Source organism: Nonomuraea sp. NPDC052634, assembly GCF_040678535.1.
Lineage (GTDB): Bacteria > Actinomycetota > Actinomycetes > Streptosporangiales > Streptosporangiaceae > Nonomuraea > Nonomuraea fastidiosa.
The window spans coordinates 2,395,468-2,413,022 of the sequence record NZ_JBFATY010000001.1 but is presented as its reverse complement, the minus strand read 5'-3'; the positions used below and the strand labels follow the sequence as shown (position 1 = coordinate 2,413,022).

The window sequence follows — 17,555 nt, the reverse complement described above, 5'->3', positions numbered from 1 at the left end:
CCGGCCCGCCGGGGCGGCACGGATGAGCGCCTTCCTCGCACTGGCCATCTTCATCGTGGCGTTCTTCTTCATCGCCACGGAGAAGGTCAACAAGGTCAAAGTCGTCCTCATCGCCGCGGGGCTGATGGCCGTGCTCGGCCTGATCCCGGGCGCGGAGGTGTTCTACTCCGAGCACGAGGGCATCGACTGGAACGTCATCTTCCTGCTGTTCGGCATGATGATCATCGTCGGGATCATCAAGCAGACAGGCGTCTTCGATTACCTGGCCATCTGGGCGGCCAAACGCGCCAAAGGACGGCCCTACCGGCTGATGGTGATGCTGATGGGCATCACCGCCATCGCCTCGCCGTTCCTCGACAACGTCACCACCATCATGCTGGTGGCGCCCGTCACGATCGTGGTGTGCAACCGGCTGCGGATCAGCGCGCGGCCGTACCTGATCGCCGAGGTGCTGGCCTCCAACATCGGCGGCGCGGCCACGCTCATCGGCGACCCGCCCAACATCATCATCGGCAGCCGCGGCGGGCTGACGTTCAACGACTTCCTCGTGCACATGACGCCGATCGTGGTGCTCATCTTCACCGTGTTCGTGCTGTTCACCAGGGTGCTGTTCCGCAACTCGTTCCAGTACAACGCCGAGCACGTGGCCGAGGTGATGGCGCTGCAGGAGCGGCGGGCCATCACCGACCCGCGGCTGCTGGTGCGCTGCCTGGTGGTGCTCGGTGCGGTGATCGCCGGGTTCGGGCTGCACGCGGTGGTGCACGTCGAGCCGTCGATCGTGGCGCTCGTCGGCGCCGGCGTCATGCTGCTGGTCTCCCGCGCGAACGTCGACGACGTGCTGCGCGAGGTCGAGTGGCCGACGCTGGTGTTCTTCATGGGCCTGTTCGTCATGGTGGCGGGGCTCGTGCACACCGGCGTGATCGCCGCCATCGGCACCTGGGCGCTGGACGTGCTGGGCGACAACTACCTGGTCGCCGCGACGGCGCTGCTGTTCGGCTCTGGCGCGCTCGGCGCGTTCTTCGACAACATCCCCTACGTCGCCACGACCGCGCCCATCGTGGAAGGCGTCGTCGAGGCCGCGACCGACCCGCAGGCCGGGCAGGCGCTGTGGTGGGCCTTCGCGCTCGGCGCCGACTTCGGCGGCAACGGCACCGCGGTCGCGGCCAGCCCCAACGTGGTCGCGCTCGGCATCGCCGCGCGCAACGGACACAAGATCAGCTTCTGGCAGTTCACCCGGTACGGCATCATCGTCACCGCGCTGAGCATCGCGCTCGCCTGGCTGTACGTCTGGCTGCGCTACTTCACCTGATCCCGCGCCCCTGGCGGCCTCAGGGTCAGATCAGGGGCGATCACCGATGAGCGGGCCGGGCGGAACGGGGCATCGTGGCCCGTATGAACCCCGCAAGCCGCCTGGCCCAGATCTCCTTCACCGCCGGCCCCGCCGCCTTGCTCGCCGGCTGGTTCCTCCTCCGTCCCATCCACGGTGAGGCGGAGCCCGGTCCCTGGTGGACGGCAGGGCACCTCGCCTGGCTGGCCGGATTCGCGATGTTCGGCCTCATGATCTTCGCCATGCGCGGCCTGGCCGGACCGGTACGCGGCGGCCGCCGGGCGGCGGTGGAGGCGGCGACCGTCGTCGCGCTGCTCGGCGTGGCCGCCAACCTCGCCCAGCTCGCCATCGCCCTGCACGCCGGGTTCACCGCCTCCGACGGCGAGCAGATGCGGGCGCTGCTGAGCCAGGCGCGCGCCTACCCGGGGATCGAGCTGGTCGTCTACACGCCGGGTGCGCAGCTGTTCTTCTTCGCGGTGCTCGCGATGGCGGCCGTCCTCGCCCTGCTGCGCCGGGTCACCACGGTCAGCGCCGGCGTCACCGCCGCCGGCGTGGTCCTGCTGGGCGTGGCCACGCTCCAGGAGGGCGCCGGCACCGCGCTGGCCGCCGTCGGCATGGCGGTCATGTGGCTCGGCACGCTGCTGCTCGGCCGCGGGCCGTCCGGCGACGGCCTCCCCGCGACCACCCCGACCCGGGCCTGACGTCGGTGCGCGCCAGGCGCGGCCACGGTGCGATGGGCGGCGCGCGGGCCGGCTCCGGCGCGACGGTCAGCGTTCGCGGGGCGGGCAGACCGGCTCGTACGGGCGGTCCGGCAGGTAGTGCCGCCACTCCTCCTGGGTCAGGCTCCGGCCCGCCCGCATGCACACGGTCTCGGCCAGCGCCGGCACCGTGGTCGGCAGCCGGGTCAGCCGCCCGCCCCTGCCGATGGCCAGCACCTCGGCGGAGCCGGCGGTGAAGGCCACCGAGCGGGCGCTGCCGGTGAGCCCCACCGGCGGGCCGATCCGCCGTCCCTGACGCACGTCCCACAGGCTGAGCGTGTTGTCCTGCGAGGCGAAGGCGAACAGCCGGCCGTCGGACGAGAACGCCGCGTCCCACGGCGGGCCCTCCATCCGCATCCAGTTGCCCACCTGCATGCCCGTCGCGGTGTCCCAGACGCCGACCTTGCCGGAGAAGTTCGCCGCGACCAGGTCGAGCTCCGCGCCGAACCACACGTCGTCGGCCTGCCCCGGCAGCGACAGCCGGGCGCCGAGCGGCGTGCCGGTCTCCAGGTCCACCAGCCGCGACCCGGCGCCGTCGAGCCCGACGAGCCGCCCGTCGGCGGTGGCGGTCCAGCCGAGCAGCCGCTCCGGCCTCGGCACCTGCTTGAGCCGCCGCCCGCCGGGCAGCCCCCAGAGCGTGAACGTCCGCTCGCCCGCCGTCCACAGGCCCTTCGCGGTCGGCAGCACCGATCTCGCCTCGACCTCGGCGGCGAACTCCGGGGTGAGCGCGGCGAGCTTCCGCCACGAGGCGGTCTCGTGGACCGTGACGTGGTCCGCCCGCCGCACCGCGAGCAGCCGGTCGTCGGGGCTGAAGGCCAGCTCGCTGTCGTAGTCGTCGAAGTGGCCCACCTTCCTGTGGCGGCCGTTCAGCGTGATGTCGGTGCTGCCGAGCGCGTGCATGGCCACCGTGCGGCCGTCGCCGCTCAGCCGTACGGCGTCCATCGGCTCGTCGGACGGCGGGGCGGGCACCAGCGTCACCACCGTGTCGTCGCTGAGGTAGCGCAGCCCGCCGGGGCCGAACGCGGCGGCCGTCACCGGGTCGCGCGGGCGGCGCTGCAGCAGCAGCGGCTCGCCGGCGCCCGGCCGCCACACCTTGATCGACCTGCCGACGCCCGCGACCAGCTCGCCGTCCGCGCTGAACACGGGCACGGCGTGCGCCTCCCAGCCGTACAGGACGTCGATCTCCTCGCGGGTGCGGGTGTCGTACACGGTCAGGCCGTCGTCGTCGCTGATCGCCAGCCGCGCGCCATCCGGGCTGAAGGCGGCGGCGCTGTCGCAGTCGGCGCACACGCCCGGGTAGCCGGGGCGGCGCTTGCCCGACGGCAGCAGGTAGATGTCGGGGCCCGCCACCGCGTACCGGCCGCTCGGGTGCACGGCGGGCCGCCGCATGGTGGGCAGCGACGTCGTCTTCCCGGTACGCCAGTCGTAGACGCGCGTGCCCTGCCCGGCCGTCACCAGCAGCCGGCCGCCGCTGAACGCGATCGACAGGTCCACCGCGCCGGGTGCGGGCAGCCGGCGGCCGAGCGGGCGTCCCGTGGCCAGCTCCCACAGGCCCACGCCCGTGTCGTCGGCCACGGCAAGCACCTTGCCGTCCTCGCTGACCGCCGCTCCCCGCAGCCGTCCGCTCTCGGGGTCGGTGTCGTAGCCGTCGGCGGCGGCCCTGGCCGCCTCCCGCATCCGCCCGGCCCCAGCCCCGGCGCCGGCCCCAGATCCGGCTCCGGCCGCGCTTCCGGCTCCGCCGGCCGCCCCGGATTTGGCCTCGCTTCCGGCTCCGGCGGCCTCAGAGCCCGTCGTGGCGGATCCAGAGCCTGTCGCGGTGGAGCCGGAGCCCGCGGCGGCGGGCGGAGGGCCGGTGATGGCGGCGGTGAAGCCGCCGGTGCGGCGGCCGGTGGCGACGTCCCACACCGTGACCGCGCCGGGGGTGACGCTCACCAGCGAGCGCCCGTCGGCGGTCAGCGTGCGCACGATGTCGGGGCCGAGCGCCGGGTCGTGGAAGGCCGTGGTCGCCGGGTCGGAGGCCGCCGCGATCAGGCTCGACCTGGCCGCGCCCGTGGGCGACAGCTTCCCCGCGGCGGCGGCGAGCAGCATGCCGAGCACGGGGTCGCGCCCGCGTACGGTGTGGGACGCGGCGGCCAGCCGGGCCGAGTCGGCCGCGTCGCGCTGCCCGGCCAGCGTGGTGCTCTGCCGCCAGGCCAGCCCGCCCGCGCCCACGGCGAGCGCGAGCAGCGCGGCGAGGCCCACCGACAGCAGCCGGATGCGGCGCGTGCGCCGCCGGGTGAGCGTGGCGGACGCGGCCAGGAAGTCCCGCTCGGCGGGGGTGAGCGTGAGGTGCTTGCGCTCGGCGGCGGCCCAGCGCAGCGCGTCGTCGAGGGTGCTGCCGTGGAACAGGTCGGCGTCCTTGCGGCCGTGCCGCTGCCAGCGTCCGGTGGCCGCCGTGATGCGGCGGTGCACGGCCAGGCCGTCGCGGTCGGCCTCGATCCAGCCGCGCAGCCGGGGCCAGGCCAGCGGCAGCGCGGGGCGCAGCAGGCGTACGGGGTCGCCGCCGGACACCAGGTACGAGAACGCCGACAGCACCCGGTCGATCCCGGCGGGCAGCTCGGACCTGCGGGCCTCGCGCAGCGCCAGCTCGCCTTCGTCGGTCACGGTGACCAGCCGCAGGAACAGCTCAGGCACGAGGAGCCGGTCCTCCGGCGGGAGCGCGGCGTAGGCGTCCTCGGCGATCACGTCGAGCGCCGGGTCGGCCGCGACAGCGAACGCGGCGGTGACCCGCCGCCCGTCACCGGCGCCCAGCGCGAGGAGCTGCTCGGTGTCCACGGAGCCCGCGGCGCCCCGGACGTGCCGCCGCGTGGTGTCCATGGTGCGGTGTGCGCGCCTCCGTGCGGGGCCCGGGGTGTCCTGAGGGTGCGCGCCGCCGGAGGCGAGCGGGCGTACGGCGTCGCCGGTCCTGGTCAGCAGACGGGCGGGCAGCACGGGATCGGTACCGGTCAGCAGGGCGAGCAGCAGATCGCGGGAGGTCGGACGCTCCGCGGGGTCCTTGGCCAGCGCGGCGCCCACCGGGCGGCGCAGCGACGCGGGCAGCACCGACAGGTCGGGCTCGTGGGCGAGCACGCGGTGCATGACCGCGGCGACCGAGTCGCCGGTGAACGGGTCCTCGCCGGTGGCGGCGTACAGGACGACCGCGCCCCAGGCGAACACGTCGGCGGCGGGACCGGCCCGCTCGCCGGAGAGCACCTCGGGCGCGAGGTAGCCGGGCGTGCCCGTGACCGAGCCGGTGGAGCTGAGCGTCATCTCCTGCGTACGGGCGATGCCGAAGTCGATCACCCGGGGCCCGTCGGGGCCGAGCAGCACGTTGTCCGGCTTGAGGTCGCGGTGCACGACGCCGGCGTCGTGCACCGCGGTCAGCGCCGTGGCGATCGCGGTGGCCAGGCGGTGCAGGTCGTCGCCGCCGAAGGTGCGCCCGGCGGCGCGCAGGCTGGGCCCTTCGACGTACGCGCTGACGATGTACGGCCTGGGTCCCTCGAGATCGGCGTCCAGCACCCTGGCGGTGCAGAACGGCGCGACCCGCTGCGCGGCGGCGGCCTCCCTGGCCAGCCGTTCGCGCAGCCGGGGCTGCCCGTCGGGGTCGCCGCGCAGCACCTTGACCGCGACCCGCGTGCCGTCCTCGTCATAGCCCTCGTAGACGACTCCCTGGCCGCCTTCGCCGAGCCGGCCGGCCAGCCAGTAGCCGCCGAGTCGCTGCGGGTCACCGTCGATCAGTGGACTGCTCATGCCAGGTTGGACGGCGACGGTGACGCAGTGGTTGGGTAAAGGTCACACTCTGTGTCCGTTGACCCGCACATTCCGCAGCACGAACCCGGTCACATCGGACACAACGTCGTCCTCGGTCATGTTCTCGAAGACGCTGTTGGTCACCTTCACGCCCCGGATCGGGTTGCCGGGGTTGCCGATGAGGGTGAAGGCCCTGGGCGCCGTCCCGGCCCGCAGCCTGGTGATCTCGATGTCGCCGACGTACGGGAAGTAGGGGCCGGTGTGCTTGTTCTCGTAGTTGAGCGCCACCTCGATCACCGCGTCGGCGGCCTGCCCGACCGTGACGTTCCTGACGTGGAAGTCCCTGACGTAGCCGCCTCTGTCAGGGTTGGTCTTGATCCGGATCGCGCGCTCCAGGTGGGGGCTGCTCATCGTGCAGTCCCAGGCGAACACCCAGCGCACGCCGCCGGTCGTCTCGCTGCCCGCGGTCACGCCGCCGTTGCCGTCGCGCATGACGCAGCCGGTGACCAGGACGTTCAGGCAGGGCGCGTTCACCCGGCGGCCGTCGGCGTTCTTGCCCGCCTTCAGCGCCACGCAGTCGTCGCCGGTGTCGAACGTGCAGTTCTCGATGAGCACGTCCACGCAGGACTCGGGGTCGCAGCCGTCGTTGTTGGGGCCGTGCGGGCTGTCCACGGTGACGCCGCGGATCGTCACGTTCGTACACAGGACGGGGTGGATGTTCCACATGGGGGAGTCCTTGACCGTGACGCCCTCGATGAGCACGTTGCGGCAGCGGTAGAGCTGGATGAGGTTGGGCCGCAGGTAGTGGCCCTCGCCGAAGACCCGCTCCGCGACCGGCACGCCCTCCTCCGCCATGCGGGCGAGCAGCTGCTTGTCGGGGCCCTCCGACGGCGGCGGGTCGTTCGACCAGTCCCACCAGTGCGTGGCGTCGGCCTGGCCGTCGATCACGCCGGAGCCGGTGATGGCGACGTTGGTGCGGCCGTAGGCGTAGATGAACGGCGAGTAGTTCATCAGCTCGATGCCCTCGTACCGGGTCGGCACGACCGGCAGGTAGTCGGCGGGGTCGCGGCTGAAGCGGATGACCGCGCCCTCCTCCAGGTGCAGCTCGACATCGTCGGCCAGGTGGATTGCGCCGGTCAGGTACGTCCCCGCGGGCACCAGCACCCGGCCGCCGCCCGCCGCCGAGCACGCCTCGACGGCCCGGCGGAACGCCTCGGTGCACAGGGCGGTCCCGTCACCGGTCGCGCCGTAGCGGGTGATGGGGAACGTGCGGGCGGGGAAGCGCGGCGGCCTGATCCGCCGCCTGATCGCGGGCACCCGGCTCCACGCGGTGCCCGCCTCGGCGGGCCCGGCCAGGGCCGGCGCGATGACGAAGCCGCCGACCGCGGCGCCCAGGAACGTCCTGCGAGAGTGCTGCATCGATGTCCTCCGGATACGGAAAGCGGGGGTCGGCCCGTCACGCCGGTGAGCGTGATGCCTGGATGAAGGGGCGCCGCGCGCCTGGTCACGCCCATGCCACGCCGACGCCCCTGTGCTCGGTCATGCGGTGCTCGCCCACCAGGTACGGCTCGGCCCGCCGCACCGCCGTGTAGAAGTGGTGCAGGCGTCCCTCGTGGGTCACGACGGCGGGCTTGTGCGCGTAGGTGTCGTCCACGCTGCCCGGCGGCCCCACGTCGACCAGGATCTCGCCGCCCTTCTTCCAGGTGCGCAGGTCGCGCGAGACCGCGTACCCCTCGCGGGCGTGCCCGTCGAAGGAGAGCCCGAAGTAGAACATCACCCACCAGTCGCCGTCGCGCAGCACGCACGGGTCGGAGGCGAAGCGCTCGTCGAACGCGCCCGGCCCGCCGTTCGGCACGACCGGCTCGGAGCCGGGGCGCTCCCAGTGCTCGAGGTCGGGGGAGACGGCGTAGCCGATCTGCTCGCGCCAGCCGTCGTAGGTGCGGTTCTTGGCGTTGTAGAAGCAGTGGAACAGGCCGTCGTGGCGCAGCAGCCACGACTTGTACAGGCCGCCGCGCTCCCATGCGCCGCCGTCCTGCGGGCGCAGCACCGACCCGGTGTCCTTCCAGGTACGCAGGTCCTCGCTGACGACGAACCCGATGATCGCCGCGCCCGACTCCATGCCCGGCTCGGGGTAGGCGTGGTAGGTGCCGATCGCCCGCCCGTCCAGCCAGGTGACCTGCCCGTCGGAGCCGAGCCGGTTGTCGCGCACGATCGAGGTGAGCGCGGCGTTGTAGCGCCGGTAGGGGTGGCCGGGGTCGCGCGGGAACACGACCTCGCCGGGGCTCCACGTCGTCAGGTCGCGCGAGCGGCTGAGCGCGGTCTGGTAACCGGTGCCGTCGAAGCCCACGTACGTCATGAGGTACTCGCCGCCGTCGGAGCAGACGAACGGGCAGTCCACGAAGAGCGCGTCGAACGCGCCCGGCTCGCCCGACGGGCTGATGAGCAGCCGGTCGGCCTTGTGCGGTGTGCGCAGCGGCGCGGGGTCGTAGCCGGTCATCGGCCCGCCCCGAACGTCCAGCGGCCCGCGGGCACCTGCCAGGCCCGCTCACCCACGGCGGTCGCCGCGCCGGGCGCGGTGCAGCGGGGCAGACCGAGGTCGGGCAGCCGCACCTCGGCCGTCGAGCCCGGCGGCACCTCCACCTGTAGCTCGTACGCGCCGTCCGCCCGCTGCCAGGCCACGCCCACCTCGCCGTACGGGGTCTCGGTGCGGGCGGTCACGGACGCGAGGTCGCCGGGCGCGGCCGGCGCGATGAGCAGCCGGCGGAACCCGGTCGAGCCGGGCGCCTGGCCGATGCCGCCGAGCCCCCGGTAGAACCAGGCGTCGATGGCGCCCAGCATGTAGTGGTTCTGCGACAGGCCGCGGGTCGGGCCGTCCCACGCCTCGGTGAGCGCGGTCGCGCCGTGGCGCACCTGGTAGCCGTAGCTCGGGTGGCTGGTGGAGGTGGCGAAGCCGTAGAGCGCGTCGTGCCGCCCGGCCCTGGTCAGCACCTGGTAGAGCGCGGGCAGCGCGACCTCGCCGACCGTGATCTCGCCCGCCCGCACGGCCGCGCTCAGCTCGTCGAGCGCGCCCTGCGCCAGGTCGGCGGGGACGACGCCCATGTCCAGCGCGAACACCTGCGACGCCTGACCGCCGCCGCCGAAGCGCCCGTCCTTCAGGAACGCATCGGTGAACGCGGCGGAGATCTCGTCCGTCAGCGCGCGGTACCGCTTGGCGTCGTCGTCGCGGCCCAGCACCTCGGCCGCCCGTGCCAGCGTGCCCGCCGCCCGCCAGTAACCCCAGGTGGACACCAGCGGCACCGGCGTGCTGCCGTCCAGGCCGAACCAGTCGCCGAGCCCGTGCCGCACGATGCCGCCGTCGGCCTTGCCCGTCAGGTAGCCGACATAGCGGGCCATCGCGTCGTAGTGCCGCTCCAGCGCCGAGGTGTCGCCGTACCAGCGGTAGATCTGCCATGGGATGCGCACCATCGCGCCGCCCCAGTTCGGGTCGTCCCTGAAGGGCCCGTCGAAGACGACGTACTCGGGTGCGATGTCCGGCACCAGGCCCTCGGGGGTCTGCGCCTCGGCGATGGTGACCAGCAGCTCGCGCAGGTAGGCGGCCACGTCGTAGTTGTAGGCCACCACGTCGAACAGCAGGTGGGTCTGCTCGAGCCAGCCCAGCTTCTCCCGGTGCGGGCAGTCGGTCAGGACGCTGTACATGTTGCCGCGCACCGCGCGGTCGATGATCCGGTGGATGTCGTTGAGCAGCGGGTTCGAGGTCTCGAACCGGCCGATCGCGTCGTTGGCGGCGCGCAGCGCCAGCCCCGCCACCGCCTCGCGGCCGACGTGCTCGGGCAGGCCCTGCACCTCGACGTAGCGGAAGCCGTCGTAGCGGAAGTCCGGATGCCAGGTCTGCGGGCCGTCCTTGGTGACGTACGTGTTGAAGATCGGCGCGCCGGTCGCCGGCTTCGACTGCACCACGCGGCCGTAGTCGTCGAGCTGGTCGCCGGGCAGCACCCGCAGGTAGCGCCCGGCCGGCAGGTCGAGCCGCAGCTCCGCCCAGCCCGCGATCACCGTGCCCACGTCGAAGACGGGCGTGCCGTCCTTGGCCGGCCGCTTCTCCACGGCGGGCAGCTCCTCGGTGACCCTGATCGGCGGGCAGGAGCGGGCCCGCAGCAGCTCCGTGCCGCCGGGCAGGACGACGACCGGCCGCCAGCCCGAGCGGTCCGCGCCGGGGACGTCCCAGTCCGGAAGCCGCAGGCGGGCGTCGTGGTCCTCGCCGCCGTACCAGTGGGAGCGGGTGGTCGGGCCTTCGGTCGCCAGCCAGCCGGAGTCCGTGCCGAACCGCTCGGTCGTGCCGTCGGCGTAACGCACTTCGAGCTGCGCGATCGCCTTCGGCGCGGCTTTCGAGCCGTAGAACTTCATGTAGCGGTCCTGGTGCGGGAAGACGTGCGCGATGCCGGGGCCGAGCGTCAGCCCCAGCGCGTTGCGTCCCTCCCGCAGCAGCGCCGTCACGTCGTGCGTGGCGTACGCGACCCGCCGGGTGAAGTCCGTGTACGCCGGCTCCAGCACGGCGTCCGTCACCGGGGCGCCGTTCAGCGAGGCCACGTACACGCCGAGCCCGGCCACGTACAGGCGGGCCGCGGCCACCTGCCCGACGAGGGTGAACTCGCCGGCCAGCAGCGGCAGCGGGCGGCCCTCGCCCACGCGGGGGTCGCCGCCCTCGTCGTACCAGTCGGGGTGGGTGATCCACGACGCCGACCAGTCCTCGGGCTCCAGCAGGCCCAGCTCGAAGCGGGCCGGCTCGCTCCACTCCGACCAGCGGCCCGTCTCGTCGCGCGTCCTGACCCGCCAGATCGCGGCGGTGCGGCCGGCCAGCGGCTCGCCGCCGTAGACCACGCGCTGGTCGGCCGACTCGACCTCGCCGCTGTCCCACAGGCCGTCCACCCGCACGTGGTAGGCGGTCTGCGCGGCGGCGCCGGTAAGCCGCCAGCTCAGGACGGGCCGGGTGGCCTCGATGCCGAGTGGGTCGGTCAGGTCGCACGTTCGCAGGTTCGTCGGCAACGAAGACACTCCTCAGATGATCTTCAGCATGTACGCGGCGGTCGTCGGCGGCTCGGGTGGCAGCTCGGCGCGCAGCGCGTCGGAGGACAGCGTCCAGGGGACCGGGCCGTGGCCCAGCAGCTCGACCCGCTGCGGGCGGCGCTCAAGCAGCCCGGCGGCGGTGCCCAGGCTGGTCACGACCGCGGTCCTGTCGTGCGGCCAGGCCAGCAGCGTGGCGTAGACGGCCTCGCCGCGCCTGGTGAAGCGGATGTCGCCGGGGGTGTAGGCGCGGTCGGCCTCGTTGTAGCCCTCGTAGCCCTTGGTCTCGCCCAGCCCGGTCGAGCCCTCGGCGGCGCGCACCCAGGGCGTGGTGCCGTAGACGCCCTCGCCGCACACCCGCAGCCACGCGCCCACCCCGGCCAGCAGCTCGCGGGCATGGTCGTCCACCGTGCCGTCGGCGCGCTGCGGCACGTTCAGCAGCAGGCAGCCGTTCTTGCTCACCACGTCGATCAGCGTGTGGATCACCTGCTGGGCGCTCTTGCGCGGGTGGAACATCGGGTCGTCGCCGGCGCAGTCGAACCACTCGCCGTCGCTGGTGTCGAACTGCCACGGGTGCGGCTGCGCGGTGTCGAGCTGGCGGCGCTCGCAGTCCAGCAGCACGGCCGTGCGGTCGGCGTCCGGCACGTCCTTGATCGTGACCACGCCGCCGGTCGGGCAGGTGTCGTAGTAGTGGGCGAGCAGCGCCAGTCCTTCCTTGCTGGCCGGCTCCGACTCCACCACGCTGCCCTCGTCGAACGGCAGCCGCCCGTCGTCCAGATAGACCAGGTCGGGGCGGTAGCGGTCGAGCGCCTCGCGGACGCGGGCGTAGAAGCGCTCGGCCACCCGGGCCGGCGGCTTGGCGCCCGGCTCGTGCCGCTCCGGGTAGAGCTGGGCCGGGTCGAGCCCGTCCCACCAGGTGCCCGCGCCGTCGGCGGTGGTGAGCCCTCCGTCGTACGGTTCGCCCGTCTCCGGGTCCGCGCCGTGGGCCACGTCGAGCCAGCGCCACGTCCAGTTCTGGTGGAAGCTCAGCCCGAACGGCAGCCCGGCCGCCCGCGCCGCGCGCTCCCACGCGCCCACGATGTCGCGGCGCGGGCCGATGCGGGCGGCGTTCCAGGCGTGCAGCGTGGAGTCCCACAGGTCGAAGTTGTCGCAGTGGGTGGCCAGCGCCACGAAGTAGCGGGCGCCGCTGCCCACGTAGAGGTCGATCAGCTCGTCGGGGTCGAAGCGCTCGGCCCGCCAGCGCGGGAACAGGTCCTTCGCGCCGCCCTTGCCGAAGTGGGCTCGGTGATGGGCGTGCTGCCTGGTGGCCCGCTTGCGCTCCCACGGCTCCGACCAGGGCTGCATGCCGTACAGGTGGCGGGCGTACCAGTCGCCTGAGCGGCCCACCGACTGCGGGCCCCAGTGCGACCAGATGCCGAACTTCGCCGCGCCGAACCACTTCGGGATCCGGTGGGCGCGCAGCGACTCCCAGTCAGGCCGGAACGCGCTCATCTCACCACCCGTACGTCGAAGGGCGCCAGGCGCAGCGGGCCCGGCGGCAGCCTCTCGCGGGATCCGGTGACCTCGGTCGCCCGGTCGGTGAGCGTCACCGTGCTCGCGCGGCCGGACCAGTTGTGCACGAACCACAGGCGCTCGCCCCGCGCGTTGACCGCCGAGCGGATGCTGACCTGCGGCACGGTCGCCACGACCAGCGGCTCCGGGCGGGTCATGCGGGTGCTCGCCTGGCGGAACAGCTCGGCGGCCAGCTTGCGGCCCGGCAGCGTGCCGACGTACGTCACGGTGCCCGCGCCGGCGCGGTGACGGGTGATCGCAGGCCAGCGGCCGTAGTGGTGGTGGTCGTAGCGGGCCAGCACCTCGGCGCCCTCGGGCTCAAGGGCGTCGGCCCAGTGCCTGGCCACGTCCTGGATGCCGAGCCCGTGCACGGGGAGCGGCGAGAGCAGCGTCGCGTACTCCAGGTAGCGCACGCCGGCCAGCGCGCGCAGCGTGCCCGGCGCGACCTCGGTGCGCGCCCTCGCCTCCTCGTCGGCGTAGCCGGTCAGGAAGGTCAGGATGAGGTGGCCGCCGCCCTCGACGTACCCGGCCAGCGCCTCGGCGGCGGCGTCCGGCAGGCAGTGGAACGCGGGCGCCACCGCGATGGGCAAACGATTGACCTGTGCGGGTGTCACGAACGCCGCTTGCAGGCCCGCGTCGGCCGCGCCCCGGTAGAACGTGGCCAGGATCCGCTCGTAGGAGTCCTTGTCCGGGTTGCGCCCGTCGAGGGTGAGCGGCGGCTGGAAGGACAGCGCCCACTTGCTCTCGTGCGAGTAGAGGAAGCCGACGTCGGCGTCCGGCGTCAGCCCCGCCACGTCGTCGCCCGCGTGCGCCAGCTCCGCGCCCAGCGCCGCGATCTCGCGGTAGATCCGGCCCGGCTCCATCGCGTGGCCGAGGATGCCGCCCCAGTGGGTCTCCGCGCCGTACGGCAGCGTGTGCCAGTGCCAGTACGAGATCATCTCCGCGCCGCGTGCCACCAGGGCCCATGCCGCCTGGCGGAGCTGCCCGTCGTACGGGGTGAGGTTGAGCTGGGAGCCGGCGATCGAGGTGGCGTTGGTCTCGGTCACCCAGAAGCGGCGCCCCTTGGAGGCGTACATGCGGTCGGCCGCCTGGAACAGGCCCTCCGGTGTGGTGCTGAACCAGGAGACCTCGATCGGCGTGTCGGCCGGGTCGTGCACGAGGTGGTCCTGCGGCAGGTAGTAGGCGTTGCCGCTGGTGACCGTCAGGTGCTCGGAGAGCCGCACGTCGTGCAGCGCCGGGCGCTGGTAGGCCAGGCACGTGGTCAGCTCGCGGTCCTCCGGCACCAGCTCGCGCACCAGCCGGGCCTGCCAGGCGATGAACTCGGTGGTCAGCTCGGCCTGGAAGCGCCGCCAGGCCAGGTCGTAGGAGGGCGTGGTGTTGCCGGAGGGCGGCCACAGCTCGTTCCAGTCGCCGATGCGGTGCGACCAGTACGTCAGCCCCCACTCCTCGTTGAGCCGCTCGACGTCGCCGTACCGGTCGGCCAGCCACGCCTTGAACCGCTCGAACACCGGCTCGTTGTGGATGAGGTGCAGGCCAGGCTCGTTGTCGAGCTGGACGCCGAGCACCGCCGGGTGGCTTCCGTGGCGGCCGACGACCTGGCGGATGACGCGCTCGGCGTAGTGCAGGAACGTGGGGGAGGTGAAGTCGATCTCCTGGCGCGCGCCCCACGGGATCCGGCCGCCGCCCGCCCGCACGATCGCCAGCTCGGGGTGCTTGCGCTGCAGCCACGGCGGTATGGCGTAGGTGGGGGTGCCGAGCAGTACCTTCATGCCGCGCTCGTGGGCGCCGTCGAGGACGGGCGTCAGCCAGTCGAGGTCGAAGACGCCGTCGCGCGGCTCCCAGGTGGACCAGACGGACTCGCCCACGCGGATCGTGTCGATCCTCGCCTGGGCCATGAGGTCGAGATCGAGCTTCAGATCGGGGGTGCGCTGGTACTCCCAGTAGTACGCGGTGCCGAAGCGGACATGGGCCGGACTCGTGGGGGGAGAAGGAGCCATGGAGTTACCCAATGATTTTAAAACGATTTACCAGATGATATATTTATTCATGCCCCCATGTCAATGCATCTGAGATCTGGTGTCGTGGAGTCCGGACCATTAGGGTTAAAACGTTTTGGCGACTCCTCCGGAGGGACGTACGTGATCGCCGACTTCCACGAGGACCCGGCACCCGGCACGGGACGGCGGGCACCGCGTGCGGACTTCGTCTCCGACGCTCCCAGACTCTCGCTCAACGGGCAATGGCGCTTCCGGCTCTCCGGCACCGCCGCGGGCACCGGCCCCGGCCTGCCCGACCCCGGCCTCGACGACAGCGCATGGGACACCATCCGGGTGCCCTCGCACTGGGTGCTGGAAGGTCACGACAAGCCGCTCTACACCAACACCGCCTACCCGTTCCCGATCGACCCGCCGTACCTGCCGGACGACAACCCCACCGGTGACTACCGCCTCCGCTTCGACCTGCCCGACGGCTGGCCCGCCGCCCGCGACGTGCTGCGCTTCCAGGGCGTCGACTCCTGCGGCACGGTTTGGCTGAACGGCGAGCTGCTCGGCCACTCCAAAGGCAGCAGGCTGCCGTTCGAGTTCGACGTCACAGGGCGGCTGCGCGAGCGCGGCAACGTGCTGGCCGTCCGCGTCCACCGCTGGTCGTCCGGCAGCTACCTCGAAGACCAGGACATGTGGTGGCTGCCCGGCATCTTCCGCGACGTCGAGCTGCTGTCGCGGCCCGAAGGCGGCATCGACGATTTCACCGTGCACGCCTCCTACCGCGACGGCACCGGCACCCTCCTCGTCACCGCCGACGCCCCCGGCCTGGTCGAGCTGCCCGCGCTGGGCCTCGCCGTCCCCACCGGCGAACAGGTCACCGTGCCGGACGTGCGGCCGTGGAGCGCCGAGGACCCCCACCTCTACCGGGGCACGCTGCGCGCCGCCGGCGAGACCATCGAGCTCGCCGTCGGCTTCAGGACCGTCGAGATCGCCGGCGGGCGGCTGCTCGTCAACGGCAGGCCCGTGCTGCTACGCGGCGTCAACCGGCACGAGCACGACCCCGACCGCGGCCGCGCGCTCGACCGCGCCACCATGATCCGCGACATCGAGCTGATGAAGCGGCACAACGTCAACGCCGTCCGCACCTCCCACTACCCGCCGCACCCCGAGTTCCTGCGGCTGTGCGACGAGTACGGCCTGTGGGTCGTGGACGAGTGCGACATCGAGACGCACGGCTTCATCTACTCCGGCTGGGAGGGCAACCCGCCCGCCGAGCCCATGTGGCGCGACGCCCTGCTCGACCGCGCCCGGCGGATGGTCGAGCGCGACAAGAACCACCCCAGCGTCATCATCTGGTCGCTGGGCAACGAGAGCGGCAGCGGCGCCGCGTTCGGCGAGATCGAGAAGTGGATCCGCGAGCGCGACCCCACCAGGCCGCTGCACTACGAGCGCGACCCCTCCTACCGGCACTCCGACTTCTACAGCCTCATGTATCCGGCACAGGACGTCCTGGAGCGCATCGGGCAGCGCAAGGAGGACACGCCCGACGGCGTCGAGCCCGGCTCGCCTGATGACGTGCGGCGTCGCGGGCTGCCGTTCCTTTTGTGCGAGTACGCGCACGCCATGGGCAACGGACCCGGGTCGCTGGTGGACTATCAGCGCATCCTGGAGTCGTACGAGCGGTTCTGCGGCGCGTTCGTGTGGGAGTGGATCGACCACGGCCTCGCCGGGTACGACGAGCTGGGCCGCCGTTACCACCGGCACGGCGGCGACATCGACGCCCGGCCCAACGGCGGGCGGTTCTGCATCGACGGCCTGGTCTTCCCCGACCGCACGCCCTCTCCCGGGCTGCTGGAGCTGCGCAAGGCCATCGAGCCGGTGGCGATGGAGGTGTCGGGCGGCGAGCTGGTCGTCACCAACAAGTACGACTTCGCCGCGCTCGGGCATCTGGCGTTCCGGTGGTTCGCGGAGACCGACGGGGAGCGCGGCGTTTCCGGGACGCTTTCCGTGCCGCACTGTCCCGCGCGCTCGTCCGTACGCGTGCCGCTGCCGCCCGTCGAGCCCGCCGACGAGGGCGAGACGTGGCTGACCGTGGAGGCGGTCCTGGCCGGGGACGCCCGCTGGGCGCCGGCCGGGCACGTGGTCGCCTTCACCCAGGCCAGGCTCGGAAACGGCACCCACCGCCGCCGCGCATCCGGCGTGACACCGGCCACCCCCTCGCGACAGGCGGAGGGAGAGCTGCGGCTGGGGGCGGCGGTGTTCGATGGCAGGACCGGCCGGCTGCTGCGCATCGGCGACCTCGAACTCGACGGCCCCGTGCTCGACGTGTGGCGCGCCCCCATCTCGAACGACCACGGCATCGGCGGCGCCAACGACCTCGCCGCCGACTGGGAGGCCGCCGGCATCGACAGGTTCGTGCACCGCACCGGCGGCATCGAACGTCCCGACGAACGCACGCTCGTCGTCCGCGGGCGCAGCGGCCCCGCCACCCGCACGCTCGGCTTCCGCACCGCGTACACGTACCGGCTGCGCGACGACGGCACCCTGCACCTGCGGATCGACGCCGAACCCGTGGGCGACTGGGACGACACCGCCTACGGCCACCTCACCGTCCGGCCGCCCCGCATGGGCGCGAGGTTCGCGCTGCCCGGCGGCTACACCGACGTCACGTGGTTCGGCCTCGGGCCCGGCGAGTCGTACGTGGACAGCAGGGCCGCCGCCCGCGTCGGCAGGTTCAGCGGCTCCATCGACGCGCTGCAGACCCCGTACGTCGTCCCCCAGGAGAACGGCAACCACGTCGAGACCCGCTGGCTGGAGGTGTCCGGCCCCGGCCTGCCCACCCTGCGCGTGGACGGCGAGCCGTACGTCGACTTCACCGCCCGCCGCTGGACCAGCGAGGCGCTGCGGGCCGCCCGCCACCCGCACGACCTCACCGACTCCGGGCGCGTGTGGCTCAACCTCGACCACGGACAGCAGGGCATCGGCAGCGCCTCCTGCGGGCCCGCCCTGCCCGAGCGTCACCGGCTCCAGGTGCGCCCCTACACCTGGTCGATGACGCTGGCCCCGGTGCATCCGTGACGTGAACCCCCTACGAGCCGAGAGGAATCA

At 73.1% G+C, this 17,555-nt stretch carries 9 protein-coding genes; 3 read left to right on the top strand and 6 right to left on the bottom strand.

Annotated elements, in window-relative coordinates:
- Positions 1-22 precede the first annotated feature (22 nt).
- Both AB0K67_RS10745 and AB0K67_RS10740 read left to right on the top strand, forming a co-directional pair.
- Complete coding sequence (locus AB0K67_RS10745; protein ID WP_364056283.1) at positions 23-1,309, top strand: ArsB/NhaD family transporter; 1,287 nt, start codon at positions 23-25, stop codon at positions 1,307-1,309.
- Positions 1,310-1,392: 83 nt separating this feature from the next.
- Positions 1,393-2,028 carry a hypothetical protein gene (locus AB0K67_RS10740; RefSeq protein WP_364056280.1) on the top strand — a complete coding sequence of 212 codons (636 nt, stop codon included), beginning with the start codon at positions 1,393-1,395 and terminating at the stop codon, positions 2,026-2,028.
- Between the two features lie 66 nt (positions 2,029-2,094).
- On the opposite strand, the gene AB0K67_RS10735 is transcribed toward AB0K67_RS10740, so the two are convergent.
- From AB0K67_RS10735 to AB0K67_RS10710, 6 genes are all read right to left on the bottom strand, one after another.
- On the bottom strand, positions 2,095-5,853 hold the full coding sequence (locus tag AB0K67_RS10735; protein WP_364056277.1) for a serine/threonine-protein kinase: 3,759 nt from the start codon (positions 5,851-5,853) through the stop codon (positions 2,095-2,097).
- Positions 5,854-5,895: 42 nt separating this feature from the next.
- A complete protein-coding gene (locus AB0K67_RS10730) occupies positions 5,896-7,272 on the bottom strand; it encodes a glycoside hydrolase family 28 protein (protein ID WP_364056274.1) in 1,377 nt (458 codons plus the stop codon).
- An 85-nt stretch (positions 7,273-7,357) separates the two neighbouring features.
- On the bottom strand, positions 7,358-8,350 hold the full coding sequence (locus AB0K67_RS10725; protein ID WP_364056271.1) for a hypothetical protein: 993 nt from the start codon (positions 8,348-8,350) through the stop codon (positions 7,358-7,360).
- Positions 8,347-10,893, bottom strand: a complete 2,547-nt coding sequence (locus AB0K67_RS10720) for a family 78 glycoside hydrolase catalytic domain (RefSeq protein WP_364056268.1) — start codon at positions 10,891-10,893, stop codon at positions 8,347-8,349. The genes AB0K67_RS10725 and AB0K67_RS10720 overlap by 4 nt, the downstream gene beginning before the upstream one ends.
- Before the next feature lie 12 nt (positions 10,894-10,905).
- Positions 10,906-12,402 (bottom strand): alpha-L-fucosidase, encoded by a 1,497-nt coding sequence (locus AB0K67_RS10715; protein WP_364056265.1) that lies wholly within the window; start codon positions 12,400-12,402, stop codon positions 10,906-10,908.
- The gene (locus AB0K67_RS10710) at positions 12,399-14,459 is read right to left on the bottom strand and encodes a beta-galactosidase (RefSeq protein ID WP_364056262.1); all 2,061 of its coding nucleotides are present in this window, start codon (positions 14,457-14,459) and stop codon (positions 12,399-12,401) included. The genes AB0K67_RS10715 and AB0K67_RS10710 overlap by 4 nt, the downstream gene beginning before the upstream one ends.
- A gap of 141 nt (positions 14,460-14,600) precedes the next feature.
- Here AB0K67_RS10710 and AB0K67_RS10705 point away from each other — a divergent pair, with 141 nt between their 5' ends.
- A complete protein-coding gene (locus tag AB0K67_RS10705) occupies positions 14,601-17,525 on the top strand; it encodes a glycoside hydrolase family 2 TIM barrel-domain containing protein (protein WP_364056259.1) in 2,925 nt (974 codons plus the stop codon).
- Positions 17,526-17,555: the final 30 nt, after the last annotated feature.